Here is a 15544-nt window from a genome sequence, read left to right on the forward strand (position 1 = left end):
ACTTAAGCGCGAACCTTACATTATGAGCTACAACAAATTAGTTTTTTGTTGTAACCTTTACGTTTTTAAAATTTAAATTCCAGCTGGCATCTTCTTGTTTATGGTCAATGGCAATTTTAATGCCATTAAAATCTTTATAATTTTCGAAAGTCGTGCTTAATGACGGCTCTGGAGCGTTTCCTTTTCTAAATGTCCATTCTTTAATCATATAATCACTATCATAATAGATATCGTAGGCATCACCAGGCGTATAACCACCTTCGCTTGGATAAAGAATTGTAATCATATTCATATCGGTTTTGCTAATAGGTGCGTTAGCTTTTGCAGGTTTAGAAATTGTTGCTGTATTATCCCAAATGAGTTGAAACGGTACAAATGCCCAATATTTATCGTTAATAAATGCGCGGTCAACATTTTGAGGTATGCTATCTGTGTTTTGCCTGCTGTATTTTACATTCTGAACACCTGCTTGCATATAAACACTATCTTTTTGAGGTAACCACGTCCAAGAACGACCATTACCTTTTATGGTGTCTCTGTCAACTGCAAAAGTAAATTGTACTTCAGTGACATTTTTCCAGTTTTCAAAACCGTGTGCATTGGCTATTTTTTGAGTAATGCTAAGTTCTTCTTTTGGGACTTCAGTTTTGTCAGATTTACAACTCACTGAGTAAAAGAAAAGTAACAGAATGGCATATAAAGGTTTCATATTAAAAATATAAATTAATTTAGATGTAAAATTACACAACCATGAACGAGAATGCTAATTATTTTGAAACCAATAAAGCCACTTGGAATAAAAAAGTAGCCATACATGCGCAAAGCGAAATGTATAACATGGAAGGTTTTAAATCTGGCGAAACCTCTTTAATGCCATACGAGTTAGAGGCTTTGGGAGATGTTAATGGAAAGTCTTTGCTGCATTTGCAATGCCATTTTGGACAAGATACGTTGAGTTGGAGTAGACTAGGAGCCAAATGTACAGCGGTTGATTTGAGTGATGAAGCTATAAAATTAGCAACAAAACTTAACGAAGAACTTGAGCTTGACGCAGAGTTTGTTTGCTGCAACGTACTGGAAACTTCAAAACATGTTACTGAAACTTTTGATATCGTTTTTACAAGTTATGGTACTATTGGTTGGTTGCCAGATTTAAAACCTTGGGCTAAGATGATTTCCGAGAGATTAAAACCTGGTGGTGTATTTTATATCGTTGAGTTTCATCCTATTTTATGGATGTTTGATTATAGCGAAGGTCAACCAAAAATGAAATACCATTATAACCAAGACGCCGTTATTTATGACGAGTATGAAGGTACTTATGCAGACCAATCTTCAAAAATGGTTAGTAAAGAATACGGTTGGAATCATGGCTTAAGTGATGTTGTAAACGCATTGATTGAAGCTGGTTTACAAATTGAATATCTCAATGAACACGACAAAAGTCCGTATGACGTTTTTCCTGATTTAATTAAAACAGAAGATGGGATGTATAAGATGGTAAATCAGTTGTTTCCTATGATTTTTGAGGTTAAGGCTGTTAAGAAGTAGCTCAACTAAACGACATCACTGTTTCACTCATTTTGACTTTAGCAATGATATGAGTTTTTCTACTTTAGAAAAAAATAAATAATATGAAATTTATATTTACTTCTCTTCTGTCATTTTTAGTTTTATCATCATATGCTCAAGAATTTCCTGTTGTTAATTCAGATTTGAAACTACCAGATTCATTAACAAATAAAACCGAAATAAGGATTTATAGAGATAGGGGAATGACAAATTATACTTCTTTGTTTAGAATGTTCAAGGATGATAAAGGTAAATGGGAAGCAGAATTCTACGAACATTTTGGCATTGTTGATAAACCGTCAGATTTGAAGATCTATAAAACGAAAATCAATTCTAAAAATGATATGGAGTATGTTTATTTAAACTTACTTAGAAGTTATATTTTTAGACTGCCAAATATTAATGATATCTTTTGGAAATTGGGTAGTAGAGGTGATATAAAAAAGGTGAAAACAAAGTTTAGGGGAAAAATTATTGAAGAGTATGATTATTTAAGAAAAATGGGAAGTTCTTACCTTGATAGTCGTGGTTTTGTTGTTATGGCTAAAGCTCGTGGCTGGGGAACTAATGAATTTAGATTTTCAAATATAGAGCATCATTTGAAGGAAAACCCAGAAGTTGATGAACTAATTTTTATGAAAGAAATAATGGATATAATTCAGAATGAGTTTGGTATATGGAAAGACTAAGTTTTTAAAATAAATCCGCTAGTTCTATAAACTAACGGATTCATGATTTAATGCCCAGCACCATTCTTTAAAACCTCAGGCATCTTTGCCTGAAAACGTTTTAACCGCGGTACAGATACACCTTGTATATAACGTTGATTTGGGTGAAGCCTTTCGTAATTTTGGTGATAATCTTCCGCAATCCAAAACTTTTGGAAAGGATATACTTCTGCAGCAATTTTAGCGTCTAGTTTTTTAGCTAAAGCTGCTTTTTTTTCTTCAATGATTTTCTTTTGTTCGTCATTTTGGTAGAAAATAATGGAACGGTATTGGCTACCTCTATCTGGTCCTTGACCATTAACCTGCGTTGGGTTTTGTGATGCAAAATAGACATCGACTAAGGTGGCAAAACTTACAACTTTTGGGTCGTAAATAATTTCTACAGCTTCGGCATGACCTGTTCTTCCAGTATTACTAGCTTCGTAAGTTGGGTTTTTTGTGTAGCCACCAGAATAACCGCTAATAGATTCTTCAACGCCTTTTACACTTTCGTATACGGCTTCAACACACCAAAAGCAGCCACTAGCAAAATATGCACGTGCTTTACCATCTTTTATTGGTACTACTACTGGGTCAGCATCAATGACAGCTTGTTGTTTTTTGTTTATGTTTTGCGCAGAATTATTACAGTTGAATAATACTGCGATTGCTAAAAAAGCGATTAATTTTTTCATATTTTAATTTTTCTTTTTCAATAGTCGTGCAAAGTTATGTAACCTTATACTGATTTGTTTTAAAATTTTATTAAATAAAAAAGCCCCTGAAAATTCAGAGGCTTTAATTACTATTGGGTAGAAGATTATTTACTAAGCTTAGCAAATAACTTTTCCATTTTTACTTTTTCTTCTTCGGCTAATGCAGCGTCAACTAATATACGACCACTATGCTCGTCCGTGATTACTTTTTTTCTAGCAGCAATCTCAACTTGAACTTGTGGTGGTATAGTAAAGAAAGATCCACCAGATGCACCTCTTTCGATTGGTACAACAGCTAAACCATTTTTTACATTATTTCTTATACGGTTATAGGCAATAACTAAACGCTCTTCGATTTTCTTCTGATATTTAGCAGACTCATTATTTAATGCTTCTTCTTCCTTTTCAGTTTCTTTTAGAATGGCATCTAATTCACCTTTTTTGTGTTTTAAGTGCTCAGTACGTTCTTTTAATTTGTCTTTTGCATCAGAAATAACTTCTTTCTTTTGCTCTATCTGAACCTTAAATTCTTTGATATGCTTTTCAGCTAATTGCATTTCTAATTCCTGAAATTCAATCTCTTTACTTAAAGAATTGTATTCTCTGTTATTTCTAACGTTGTTTTGTTGCTCAGTATATTTTTTAATAAGCGTCTTAGATTCCTCGATTTGATTTTTCTTTGCTTTAATCTCCTCGTCAATCGTGTTAAGGCTGTCGTTAAGCTTTTCTAATCTTGTGTTAAGACCTGCAACATCGTCTTCTAAATCTCTTACTTCTAAAGGAAGCTCACCTCTGATGTTTCTAATTTCGTCTACTCTTGAGTCAATTAATTGTAAATCGTATAATGCTCTTAATCGCTCTTCTACAGTAGCTTCAGCTTTTTTTGCCATAGTTATAAATACTTTACCGGATTTGTATTTGTGTTTGATAAAATGATTGCAAAATTACTAATTTTTTTCGAGAGATAGTCTACTAAAAACGTTTTTGTGAACTGTTCACTCTCATAATGCCCAATGTCTGCTAAAACAATATAATTTTCGGCGGAGAAAAAGTCGTGATATTTTAGGTCTGCTGTGATAAAAATATCTGCGCCAGCTGCTTTTGCAGCACCAATTGCAAAACTACCTGAACCGCCTAAAACAGCTACTTTTTTTACTGGCTTATCTAAAAATTTTGAATGCCTCACTGATGAGACTTTCATCTTTTCTTTTACAAATTTCAGGAAATCAATTTCGGATTGTGCATTGCTGAGCTCACCAATCATACCCATTCCTATATGCTGATTGGTGTTTTCTAAAGTGGTGACTTCAAAAGCAACTTCTTCGTACGGATGTGCTTCAAAAAGCGTTTTTAATATCTTAGATTCTAAGTGTTTTTGAAAAGTAAGATTAAGCTGAATCTCTTCTTCTTGTTGAAGTGTTCCACGCTCGCCAATAACAGGATTAGAGTCTTCATTACCTTGATAAGTGCCGATACCTTCAGTATTAAAACTACAATTGTCATAATTACCAATATTACCTGCACCAGCTTTAAAAATTGATTGTCTTAACTCATTGGCGTTTGCCTTTGGTACATAAGTGGTAAGCTTTTTTATAGTACCTTTTTGGGGCAGTAAAATTTGTTTATTTTTTAAATGTAATTGATCACAAATAATCGAATTTACACCTTGAAATGCGTTGTCTAGAGCAGTATGAATTGCAAAAATTGAAATATTATTTTGTATAGCTTTAATAACTACACGCTCTACGTAACTTTTGCCTGTGAGTTTTTTTAGACCTTTAAAAATTATAGGATGAAAACTAATGATAAGGTTACAGTCTTTTTCGATAGCTTCATCTACTACAGTTTCGAGTGTGTCTAGTGTTACTAGAATTCCTGTAACTGACTGTTTTTTGTCGCCTACCAAAAGACCAACATTATCAAAATCTTCGGCATAAGCCAAAGGCGCTAAATCGTGTAAATGATTAATGACGTCTTGTACAATCATCGAATTTGTGTTTTTGTAAATATAAATATTACTTTCGTGTTAATGAAAATCCTAAGAATCTTATTATTCCCAATTGTACCCATCTACTTTTTTGTGACTTGGTTACGAAATCGATTTTATGACTCTGGCGTAAAACCTTCACAATCTTATGATTTTCCTGTTATTTGTGTAGGGAATTTAAGTACTGGTGGCACTGGGAAAACACCAATGATTGAGTACTTGATACGACTTTTGCAATCAGATAAAAAAGTAGCAACACTAAGTCGTGGTTATAAACGCGTTACTAAAGGATTTTTATTGGCTGATGAGAATGTCAATGTTGATATGGTCGGTGACGAACCGTTTCAGTTTTATAACAAGTTTAATGACATATATGTAGCAGTTGATGAAGATAGACAGCATGGTATTACCGAGCTTAGAAGTTTTGAGCCACAACCAGAAGTTGTTTTACTTGACGATGCATATCAACATAGAAAAGTAAAAGCAGGTTTTAATATTTTGCTAACTTCTTTTGGAAAACTATATACTATCGATATGGTGTTACCAACTGGTAATTTAAGAGAGCCAAAGTCTGGTGCAAAAAGAGCAAATGTTATTGTTGTGACCAAATGTCCAAATGATTTAACTGAAGATAAAAAAGCATCAATTATTAGGAGAATTAATCCCAAAAATTATCAGAGTGTGTTTTTTAGTAGTATTAAATATTGTGATACTATTTATAGTTCAGAAAGTGAGATGTCTCTAGAAACATTATCTACTTTTACTTTGGTTACAGGAATTGCAAATGCTACTCCTTTAGTAAAATATCTGAAATCTAAAACTCTAGATTTTGAGCATTTAGAATACGGAGATCATTATAATTTTACAATAAAAGACATTGAACTCTTAGAGCAAAAGGAATTAATTTTAACTACAGAGAAAGATTATATGCGTTTGTTAGAGGTAGAGAGTTTACGCTCAAAACTATACTATATTTCTATAGAAGTTACTTTAGATAAACCTTTAACGTTTGACAGTTTAATTAAAGATTTCGTTAACTAAGCCGAAGTTTCTGTTTTACCAGATAGAGCTACGTAAAGTTTCTTTTCGAAAGTCTCTTGTTTGAATGGTTTTGAGATGATATCATCAAAACCTGCTTCGTCAAACTCATGCATTTTGTCTTCTAGTGTTACTGCCGTCAAGGCAAATATAGTCAGTTCTTTATTAAATAATCGAATGCGTTTTGTTGCTTCTAGACCACTAATTCCTGGCATATGTATATCCATTAAGACAACATTGTACTCCGTATTTTTGACCATTTCTACAGCGTCTTCGCCATTATCTACAATATCGCAACCAAGCCCCATTTTAGTTAATATCTTCTTGGTGATCATTTGGTTGATTTTGTTGTCTTCAACCACTAGAATCTTGATGTTTTCTAAGTCCAATGCTTTAATGTTTTCTATATGTTTACTTTCTTTCGGAGTTTCTTTTTTCTTCTTTGGTTCAACATGTTTTAAAGGCAGTTCAAAGAAAAAGCTTGTGCCTTTTCCAAGTTGACTTTTCAGAGATATTTTACCATTTAAAATCTTTATCAAACCTTTTACAATCGATAACCCAAGTCCTGTGCCACCATATTTACGATTAATCTGAATTGATCCTTGTGAGAAACTTTCAAACATCTGTTCTTGTTTCTCTTTGGAGATGCCTATACCATTATCTTTAATTTCAAATTGCAAGTTGTATAAGTTTTTACTAACATTGTTGTGGTTCACTTTCACCCAAATATCACCATCTTTAGTAAACTTAATAGCATTTCCTAAAAGATTAATTAGTATCTGCGAAATCTTAAGTTGGTCACCAATATAATTTTCTGGTAAGTCTTTTTCGTATTCAAAATGAATCTGAGTGTTATTGTCATGAGCCGAATTATTAAGTGCGGCGATGACATTTTCGATTTTTGTTTTTAGATTAAAATCTTCAGGATCTAATTCTACCTTATTAGCTTCAATTTTATTTATTTGAAGTATATCATTAATAAAAGTCAATAAGTAATCTCCTGAAAATTTTAGAGATTTCAAATGCGGAATTTGCTTTTCCTTTGGTTCTTCATCAAGTAATAAATTTGTCAAACCAGTAACTGCATAAAGTGGTGTTCTTAACTCATGTGTTACCGTTGATAGAAAATTAGCTTTAGTTTTTGATGCTAATTCTGCTTTCTCTTTAGCGACAATAAGCTCATCATTTTTAATCTGAAGCATATTGTTTGTTCGTAATCTAATATTGTTGTTTTTGTAAAGTGAAAGCGTTAATAGCGATAAGATTGTTATTAAAGAGATACTCAGAATTGTGGTTATTCTAGCGAGATTACTTTCAGATTCTGATTCAGTAGGCTGGTTTTTTAACTGTTCGTTATCCGAATTTTGCTTACCAGCAATTAGATTAGGATTGTTTTCTGAAAATGATGTCTCTGCATTAATTACTTTTAGGGAATCAGTTAATTGTAGATGCTTATTTAAATAAAGGTTTGCAGACCTATATTGCTCTTTACTTTGGTGAATTTTACTTAATAAAAGATAGGCATCGTTAATATTTGATGTGTTACCATTTTCAATAGCTATATCAAGTCCTGTTTTTGCTTGGTCAAGTGCCAAATTAAATTCTTCTTTGGTGTAATAGACTTTTGCATTTTGAATATAGCTAGATGCTAATACGCGATTGAGTTCGTATTTTTTTGCAATTACGATACTGTTCTCTAATTTTCTTTGTGCTGTATCAATTTGATTTAATTCTAAATGTATACGAGCTTCGTTTAGATATACATCTGCCAGATATTTTTCAGAGTTTTGATCGTTAAAACTTAGTTGGGCGTTATTAAAATACTCTAGTGCAGGTTCATATTGTTTTAAGTTACTATGAATTACACCTCTTATATTATAGGTAAGACCAAGATTGACCTTATCATCGTTTTCTCGTTGAATACTAATGGCTTTTGTTAAGGATGATAATGCTTTTTCGGGTTCGTCCAATAAAAATTGCAACTTTCCTATTTTGGTATTAATAACACCTAAACTTTTTTTGTCATCTATTTTTGTAGCAACAGTTAATGCTATTTCTAGACTACTTTTTGCATTATAATAGTCACCACGTTCAGTAAGAATTTTTGCTTGATTGAGTTGTTGTTGTAGGTCTAACACCAAGTCATCGGTGTCTAATTCGCCAGAATTTTGGCCGAAATTTATTATACCGCTTAGCATTATAACTAGGCAAATGAGTTGTTTAATCTGGGACATTAAAACATATTTTACAAACAAATATAATTATTTATTCGACAAAAGTGTATTTTTTTCCGATATATTACACATAAGATTAAGCAATCTTTGACTGTAGGCGGTCTCATTATCATACCAGCCAATGATTTTTACCATATCACCAATCACAGAAGTCATCTGAGCATCAAATATACACGAGTGTGGATTTCCGACAATATCAATAGATACAATTGGGTCTTCAGTATATTGAAGAATACCTTTTAGATGAGTTTCTGATGCTTTTTTAAATAGCGAATTGATACTTTGTATATCAACCTCTTTTTCAACATTGAACGTAATATCTGTTAGTGAGCCGTTTGGAACAGGGACTCTAATGCCACAACCACCAATAACGTCTGCTAAATCAGGAAATATTTTAGTCAAGGCTTTTGCAGCACCTGTTGTAGTTGGAACTATTGATTGACCTGCAGCACGAGCACGTCTTAAATCGCGATGTGGTTGGTCGTGTAAACTTTGATCTGTAGTATAACTGTGAATAGTAGTAATGTAAGCCTGTTTTACCCCAAAATTTTGATGAATTATATCAATCATTGGAGCTGCATTATTTGTTGTACAAGACGCGTTTGAGATTATTACTTCGTCACCGTTAATTGAATCTTCGTTAACACCTAAAACTATGGTCTTAATATTATCTTCAACTGGTGGCACTGATAAGATGACACGTTTAGCACCATTATTAATATGGTGTTGTAGTTGCTTTTTTTCTTTGAATTTTCCTGTAGCTTCAATTACAAAATCAGGTTGAAAAGACCTCCAATCTACTTTAGATATGTCTTTTTCATTAAGTAGAGGAATAGTAACGTTGTTAATAACGATACCTTTATTTGAATGCTTAATGTCATCGTCTAGGACACCATGAATGCTATCATACTTTAATAGGTGACTAAGCGTGTGTGCATCTGCTAAATCATTAATTGCAACAATTTGTATTGAAGGATTTTTAGAAGCTAGTCTATAAACGCGACGACCTATGCGTCCAAAACCATTGATTGCAACTTTTATCATTAATTGATGTGTTTTTGCGCCTTGTAAGAAGAACGAACTAATGCGCTACTTTCAACATGCCTAAAACCTAGCTCTAAACCTATGGCTTTGTATTCGTCAAATTCATCTGGGTTAACAAAACGTTGAACAGGTAAATGCTTTTTACTAGGCTGAAGATATTGGCCAATGGTAACAACATCTACATCATTCTCGCGTAAATCGTGTAATGTTTGTATAACTTCTTCTCTGGCTTCGCCTAAACCTAACATAATTCCAGATTTTGTACGGCGTTGCCCCTGATTTTTCAGATATTTTAGCACACCCATACTTTTATCGTACTTGGCTTGTATTCTAACTTCTCTTGTTAGACGTCTTACTGTCTCAATATTATGTGATACTACTTCTGGAGCAACTTCGATAATTCTGTCGATATGTCTTTCGACACCCTGAAAATCAGGAATCAACGTTTCTAGAGTAGTTTCAGGATTCATACGCCTAACAGCTTTAACAGTTTCTGCCCACATAATGCTACCCATATCTTTTAGGTCATCACGATCTACACTGGTTAGTACAGCGTGTTTAATACCCATTAACTTAATGGAGCGAGCTACCTTTTCTGGTTCGTCCCAATCAACAGTTTCTGGTCTTCCGGTTTTTACACCGCAGAATCCACATGAACGCGTGCAAATATTACCTAAAATCATAAATGTTGCAGTGCCTTCTCCCCAACATTCACCCATGTTTGGGCAGCTTCCAGAGGTACAAATTGTATTTAACTTGTATTTATCTACAAGACTTCTTAATTCGGTGTATTTTTTACCAGTCGGAAGCTTAACACGTAACCATTTTGGTTTGCGTTCAGGAAGTATATTTGATGCTGTTACTGTATTCATTCTTTATTCTTTTCAAGTTGAAAAAATCAAAAAGCAAAGATACGAAGTAAATAATTAAGAAAAGCTAAAGAATTGTCAGATACCAAATGCCAAAACCTACAAGAAAAATAATACCAAGAATACTCAATAAATTCATAAAATCACTTGGTTTCCAGTGTTCAGGAACATGTTTTGAACGTATTAATTTATAATTTAGAATGGCATAAAAAGGCGCAGTTAAAAAAGATAAGACTGTTGCAACTTTAACAAGATTCCCTAATTCTGCACTAAGAAAAAAGAATATCAATATTGTTCCAGCAAATAGAATAAATAACCAATAACGGTAGCTATTCTTTTTTATGGTTTTGAATAAAAGTGATGTTGTACGTTCCATGACACGTGGCGAACCATCAAAAGTAGTAAGTGTCGTGCTAAACATAGTCGTGAATGCTGCTATTCCGATAATGATATAAGCCCAATTTCCAAGGCTGGTGGTGTACATGTTTATCAGTTGTTCTGAAAATCCACTAGAATTTGCGCTTAATGTTTCACCAGTATTAAACATTACTAAAGCACCTAGTGATAAAAAACCAATACCTAATATTATTGTGGCAATGTAACCGATGTTAAAATCAAAGAGTGCAGATTTGGTTTTGAAATTTGTGTCTTTTTTGTTTTTTTCAATTGCCCAAAGCGAATGCCATATGGAAATATCTAAAGGCGCTGGCATCCAGCCCATAAATGCAATTAGAAAAATCCAACTCGATTTTTCAGGGAATATTTGAGAAAATGAAATTGATGATTGGTGTTGCGTTGATGCTGTGAATACAGCAGCAATCGTACTAATCGTAAGAGTTACGATGATGACTTTCATTAAAACATCAAGCACTTTATACTTTCCTAGGATAAGTATGGCGGAACATAAAGTTAGGATTAAAACTGTCCAAATTTGGATACTAGACAATGTCAATGTCCCTATTGTAATCGGATTAAAATCACCAATTAAATTTGAGGCTAAGCTTGCTGTGACTATGGTTACAGCAGTTTGAATGGTAAACATTGTTGCAAAAGTGAGTAAAAAATAAATGACTAAAACACTTTTACCTAGTCGCTTGTAGCCGTCAATTAAACTCTCACCAGTTGCCATTGCGTAACGAGGTCCGTATTGAAAGAAAGGATATTTAAATAGATTTACAAGTAATAATGCCCAAAGTAAACCAAACCCAAAATTTGCGCCAGCTCTAGTCGATTGTACTAGGTGAGAAACACCAATGGCTGCACCAGCAAAGAGTAATCCAGGACCAAGTTTTTTTAAATGACTAAGCATTAGATTTGGTCAAAATTTCAGATAATAATTTTTTTGCTCTAAGAAGCTTCACCTTTATATTGCTCATTGGCTCTTTAAGTTCGGTAGATATTTCTTTGTAAGTCAGTTCCTGAAAATACCTGAGGTTTATCACTTCTTGGTAATGAGGTTTCAGTTTTTTGATGTCACGTAGTAATTTGGCTAAGTTTTGTTCTCTTATTATTTTATCTTCTGGAGTAGGAGATTCGTCAGGGATGTCATAGACAATGTCTTCATCTTTAGTATTTATTTTACTATTTATGGATGACTTATGTTTTCTTACTAAATCTATATGAATATTTTTGGAGATGGTAATCAACCACGTTTTAAAAACATATTTATTATTATAAGTCCCAATTTTATCAAAAGCTTTTGAGAAGGTTTGAATAGTAATGTCCTCCGCATCATTTTCATTTTCAGTACGTTTTAGTTGAAAGCCATACACATCATTCCAATATGTATCTAATAAAAAATTAAATGCAGCTTGGTTATTTTTTTTGGCTAAGGTAATAGCTTCTTTTACTTCCAATGTTTTGGTTTTGAAATAAGATTAGCACTAAAGATAGCTAATTGAAAGATAATTAAGAAAACTTCAAGAAAAGGAGAAAATATGGTCAAATCTTTAGAATCTAATTTGTTTGCAGCTTTACCAGTAGTTAGCCATTGTAAGAGGACTCTGAAAATTATAATTGCTACAACGATAGACCATTGGTACAAAAAACATAATAACGTTATTGCAAGAATCCAAAAAGCTATTTGGCTCAAATAAAATAAGCCAAGTAGAGATTTATGTATTGGCTTGTAATATTTTGAAGTACTTACATGTCTTCGCTTTTGAATTATCCAATCTTTAAAAGTTGTTTTTGGTTCTGACAATGTAAAGCTGTCTTTCGAAAAACAGATAGCTGTATTTTTGCTATTTGCACTTTCGCTTATAAACAAATCATCATCACCAGATTTAATGCTCATATGATTCATGAAACCACCATTGTTAAAAAACAATTCTTTTCTGTACGCTAGATTTCTACCAACACCCATATACGGTATACCTGCTTTTGCATATGAAAAATACTGAATAGCCGTCATTAAGGTTTCAAATCTTATAAGCGCATTCAAGAAAGAGTATTTTACTTTTTTATAGCCTCCAAAACCAAGAACTATTGATTTTGTATTACTAAAACCTTGACTAATTTCTTTCAACCATTTGTCAGAAGTTGGGATGCAATCGGCATCTGTAAAAACTAAAAATTCATTTTTAGAGGCCTTAATTCCAAGTGTTAGTGCGTATTTTTTATTTCCCCAAAATTGTTCTATTGACTTTACATCAACGATGGATATATTATCATGTTTCGCTTCAAAAGTCTCCATGATTTCCAGCGTATCATCCCAAGAGCTGTCGTTAATAAGGACAATCTCAAAGTTTTTATAATCTTGATTAATAATTTTAGTAAGATTCTTTTTTAGATTTCCGGCCTCGTTTTTTGCGCAAATGATTACCGAAAGTGCAATATTTTTTGATTTATATTTTTTTGACTTTTTTGAAGAAAAGAAACTTAAAAAAAAGAAATAATAAATAATTTGAATACTTGCGACAGCAATAAAACTGTAAAAAAGAATCTGTAGGGTAGTCATTTATTGACTAAGAGTGTTGAGATTCTGAACACGAGTCAAATTGGTCTGGTGTTTTTCCGCAAAAACCACAAGCATCACCTTGTTTGTTAAGCATTGGGTTTTGACTAGCACAAGTACCAGCAAATTCACCATCTTTTTTTGCCCAAATTTTGATAGCTATGCCAGCTACTGCAAGTAGTAATAATCCTAAGGTGATGAGTAATAACTTCATGAGTGAAGAATATTTTATTAAATTTATGCAAAGATACTGCTTTTTAATAATTAAAAATAGTAGACATCTTAAAACTAACATTAACTAAATTAATTAATTATGAAAAAATTATTTGCTGAGTTTTTTGGAACATTCTGGCTTGTTTTCGGAGGTTGCGGTAGTGCAATTTTTGCAGCTGCATTCCCTGAATTAGGTATAGGATTTGTGGGTGTTTCGCTATCTTTTGGACTAACAGTGTTAACAATGGCCTATGCCGTTGGTCATATTTCTGGAGGTCATTTTAATCCTGCAGTTTCTCTTGGTCTTTGGGCAGGAGGAAAGTTTGATGGTAAATCATTGCCAGGCTATGTTGTTGCTCAATTAGTTGGCGCAATAGCAGCAGCTGGAGTTTTGTATCTCATAGTAAGTGGCAAAGCAGGATTTACAGATGTTGGTGGTTTTGCATCTAATGGGTATGGAGATTTATCGCCAGATGGTTATAGTATGGTTTCTGTTTTGTTAGCAGAATTTGTACTAACGTTATTCTTTTTATTAATTATTCTTGGAAGTACTAATGAAAGAGCTCCTAAAGGATTTGCACCTATTGCTATTGGTCTTGGATTAACTCTCATTCATTTAATCAGTATACCTATATCTAATACTTCTGTAAACCCTGCACGTTCAACAAGTCAGGCATTATTTGCAGGTGGAGATTATACAGCTCAATTATGGTTATTTTGGTTAGCACCTATTGCAGGAGCTATTGTTGCTGGAGTAATTCATAAAGCTTTTTTTGACAAAGAATAGATTCCTATATATAGTTGAAATAATAATCCCGTTCATTTTGTTTATAAACGGGATTATTCGTTTTATAAAATACTTCGTTATTTTTTTAAAGAAATCTCTGCAACCTCATTTTCTTCAGAAGTAGATTCTCCATTTTTATTTTGGATTACAATGCTTAGAGCTAAAGCATCTTCCATATAAGGTATTGGTTTAAGCGTGCGCTGATAATCTTCAAGATAACCGAGGTTTACCATTTTATCTTCTAACTCGGCTCTTAATTGATAATACTGATTTTCAGGGAGTTTAGGTAAAGACACAACATCAATCATTGAAGTTTTTTCAATAGGATTGATATAGGCTACAGTTTTTAAATCTTTTGCGCGGTCATTACCATTTAAAACATATTTTCTTGAGTCAGGATTATTCAATTTTTGAAGTTGAAAAGCTAGCGCATCTAGTTTTGAATTGTTTTTGTCAATATCTTCTCTTAAGTCAAAAATTTCGTCAACAACAATGTTGTTTTCGCTATTTAAAGCTTGATTTTTTTGATATAAATAGACACTTAAGGTAGCAAATGCAAAGGCAGCTATACTTGCAGCTATACTATACCATGGCGTTTTTTGTCTAGGCATTGCAATGACTTTTGGTGTTTCTTTTGTATAATTCAACACCTTGTTAAGAACTCCTAGTGGAGCTTCAACTGCATTAGCTTTTGCTATAATTTCTAAATTATTCTGAAGCTTAATGTAAGCATCTTCGATTTCAGAATGATTGTCTATTAGATGTTCGACTTCCAAGTTTTCGGCAATGGAAGTGTCGCCTACTAAATATCGCTCTAGTAAGCCTGATTGTAAAAATGTATGTGATTTTTCTTCCATAATTATTGTTTTAAAAATCGTAAACTTTTTTAAGCTCTCTCAAACCAATTTTTAGTCTAGATTTTACAGTGCCAAGTGGTATTTCCAACTCGTCACTAGCTTCTTGTTGTGTCATGCCTTCAAAAAATAAGGCATTAAGCACTATTTGGTATTTATCTTCTAAACGAGCCACATGCTCTTTAATGTCCATGACATCTTGATTAAGCTTTGTGCCTGGAAGTATATATACGTTGGATTTGTCTATTTGGACTTCTTTATGAAATCTATTATTAAAACTACGTAGCTTGTCTATTGCTGTATTTCTTGCAATTCTAAATAGCCATGTAAATAATTTAGCTTTTTTTGGGTCGTATCTCTGAGCATTTTTCCAAACTTTAATAAATGTTTCTTGAAGCGCGTCTTCAGCAATCTCTTCGTTTCTAGTTACTTTTAGGATAGCTCCGTATAAGCTGTCTGAGTAGTTTTCGTATAGCAAATTAAGCGCATACTGGTCGTTGCGTTTCAAAAGTTGTATAATACGTTGTTCTATGTTACTACTCAATGTTTGTTAATTTAGTTTGTGCG

Annotated in this window: 17 protein-coding genes; 4 read left to right on the forward strand and 13 right to left on the reverse strand. The window is 33.0% G+C overall.

Annotated elements, in window-relative coordinates; genetic code table 11:
• Positions 1-37: 37 nt before the first annotated feature.
• Complete coding sequence (locus BTO05_RS11740) at positions 38-709, reverse strand: hypothetical protein (RefSeq protein ID WP_087492850.1); 672 nt, start codon at positions 707-709, stop codon at positions 38-40.
• A 41-nt stretch (positions 710-750) separates the two neighbouring features.
• Between BTO05_RS11740 and BTO05_RS11745 the strand changes: the two genes are divergently transcribed.
• Together BTO05_RS11745 and BTO05_RS11750 are read left to right on the forward strand one after the other, a co-directional pair.
• A complete protein-coding gene (locus BTO05_RS11745) occupies positions 751-1551 on the forward strand; it encodes a class I SAM-dependent methyltransferase (protein WP_087492851.1) in 801 nt (266 codons plus the stop codon).
• An 83-nt stretch (positions 1552-1634) separates the two neighbouring features.
• Positions 1635-2261: a hypothetical protein gene (locus tag BTO05_RS11750; protein ID WP_087492852.1), complete on the forward strand. Its 627-nt coding sequence runs from the start codon at positions 1635-1637 to the stop codon at positions 2259-2261.
• Between the two features lie 47 nt (positions 2262-2308).
• Here BTO05_RS11750 and msrA read toward each other — a convergent pair whose 3' ends face one another.
• The 3 genes from msrA to BTO05_RS11765 all read right to left on the reverse strand — a co-directional run bounded on the left by msrA (position 2309) and on the right by BTO05_RS11765 (position 4982).
• Positions 2309-2974 (reverse strand): peptide-methionine (S)-S-oxide reductase MsrA, encoded by a 666-nt coding sequence (gene msrA, locus BTO05_RS11755; protein WP_087492853.1) that lies wholly within the window; start codon positions 2972-2974, stop codon positions 2309-2311.
• A gap of 125 nt (positions 2975-3099) precedes the next feature.
• The gene (locus BTO05_RS11760) at positions 3100-3885 is read right to left on the reverse strand and encodes a zinc ribbon domain-containing protein (protein WP_087492854.1); all 786 of its coding nucleotides are present in this window, start codon (positions 3883-3885) and stop codon (positions 3100-3102) included.
• A 2-nt stretch (positions 3886-3887) separates the two neighbouring features.
• Positions 3888-4982 (reverse strand): Nif3-like dinuclear metal center hexameric protein, encoded by a 1095-nt coding sequence (locus BTO05_RS11765; RefSeq protein WP_087492855.1) that lies wholly within the window; start codon positions 4980-4982, stop codon positions 3888-3890.
• 42 nt (positions 4983-5024) lie between these two features.
• Here BTO05_RS11765 and lpxK point away from each other — a divergent pair, with 42 nt between their 5' ends.
• Positions 5025-6023, forward strand: a complete 999-nt coding sequence (gene lpxK / locus BTO05_RS11770) for a tetraacyldisaccharide 4'-kinase (protein WP_087492856.1) — start codon at positions 5025-5027, stop codon at positions 6021-6023.
• Here lpxK and BTO05_RS11775 read toward each other — a convergent pair.
• The 7 genes from BTO05_RS11775 to BTO05_RS11805 all read right to left on the reverse strand — a co-directional run bounded on the left by BTO05_RS11775 (position 6020) and on the right by BTO05_RS11805 (position 13337).
• Positions 6020-8254, reverse strand: a complete 2235-nt coding sequence (locus tag BTO05_RS11775) for an ATP-binding protein (protein ID WP_087492857.1) — start codon at positions 8252-8254, stop codon at positions 6020-6022. The two genes, lpxK and BTO05_RS11775, sit on opposite strands and share 4 nt — an antisense overlap.
• 27 nt (positions 8255-8281) lie before the next feature.
• On the reverse strand, positions 8282-9298 hold the full coding sequence (gene gap / locus BTO05_RS11780) for a type I glyceraldehyde-3-phosphate dehydrogenase (protein WP_087492858.1): 1017 nt from the start codon (positions 9296-9298) through the stop codon (positions 8282-8284).
• The gene (gene lipA, locus BTO05_RS11785; protein ID WP_087492859.1) at positions 9298-10170 is read right to left on the reverse strand and encodes a lipoyl synthase; all 873 of its coding nucleotides are present in this window, start codon (positions 10168-10170) and stop codon (positions 9298-9300) included. Before lipA ends, gap begins: the two co-directional genes overlap by 1 nt.
• A gap of 64 nt (positions 10171-10234) precedes the next feature.
• Positions 10235-11476, reverse strand: coding sequence for an NRAMP family divalent metal transporter (locus BTO05_RS11790; RefSeq protein WP_087492860.1), 1242 nt, complete (start codon positions 11474-11476; stop codon positions 10235-10237).
• Entirely contained in the window at positions 11469-12023 is a 555-nt protein-coding gene (locus BTO05_RS11795) for an RNA polymerase sigma factor (RefSeq protein WP_087492861.1), read from the reverse strand. Before BTO05_RS11795 ends, BTO05_RS11790 begins: the two co-directional genes overlap by 8 nt.
• The gene (locus tag BTO05_RS11800; RefSeq protein WP_087492862.1) at positions 12014-13126 is read right to left on the reverse strand and encodes a glycosyltransferase; all 1113 of its coding nucleotides are present in this window, start codon (positions 13124-13126) and stop codon (positions 12014-12016) included. Before BTO05_RS11800 ends, BTO05_RS11795 begins: the two co-directional genes overlap by 10 nt.
• A gap of 7 nt (positions 13127-13133) precedes the next feature.
• Positions 13134-13337 (reverse strand): membrane or secreted protein, encoded by a 204-nt coding sequence (locus tag BTO05_RS11805; RefSeq protein WP_087492863.1) that lies wholly within the window; start codon positions 13335-13337, stop codon positions 13134-13136.
• Positions 13338-13436: 99 nt separating this feature from the next.
• Between BTO05_RS11805 and aqpZ the strand changes: the two genes are divergently transcribed.
• Positions 13437-14123, forward strand: a complete 687-nt coding sequence (aqpZ, locus tag BTO05_RS11810) for an aquaporin Z (RefSeq protein WP_087492864.1) — start codon at positions 13437-13439, stop codon at positions 14121-14123.
• Positions 14124-14200: 77 nt separating this feature from the next.
• Here the strand turns inward: aqpZ and BTO05_RS11815 are convergent, their stop codons facing one another.
• The gene (locus BTO05_RS11815; RefSeq protein WP_087492865.1) at positions 14201-14980 is read right to left on the reverse strand and encodes an RNA polymerase subunit sigma-70; all 780 of its coding nucleotides are present in this window, start codon (positions 14978-14980) and stop codon (positions 14201-14203) included.
• A 10-nt stretch (positions 14981-14990) separates the two neighbouring features.
• Positions 14991-15521 carry an RNA polymerase sigma factor gene (locus tag BTO05_RS11820; protein ID WP_087492866.1) on the reverse strand — a complete coding sequence of 177 codons (531 nt, stop codon included), beginning with the start codon at positions 15519-15521 and terminating at the stop codon, positions 14991-14993.
• Positions 15522-15544 lie beyond the last annotated feature (23 nt).

This window comes from Winogradskyella sp. PC-19, assembly GCF_002163855.1.
In the GTDB taxonomy this organism is placed as follows: Bacteria; Bacteroidota; Bacteroidia; order Flavobacteriales; family Flavobacteriaceae; genus Winogradskyella.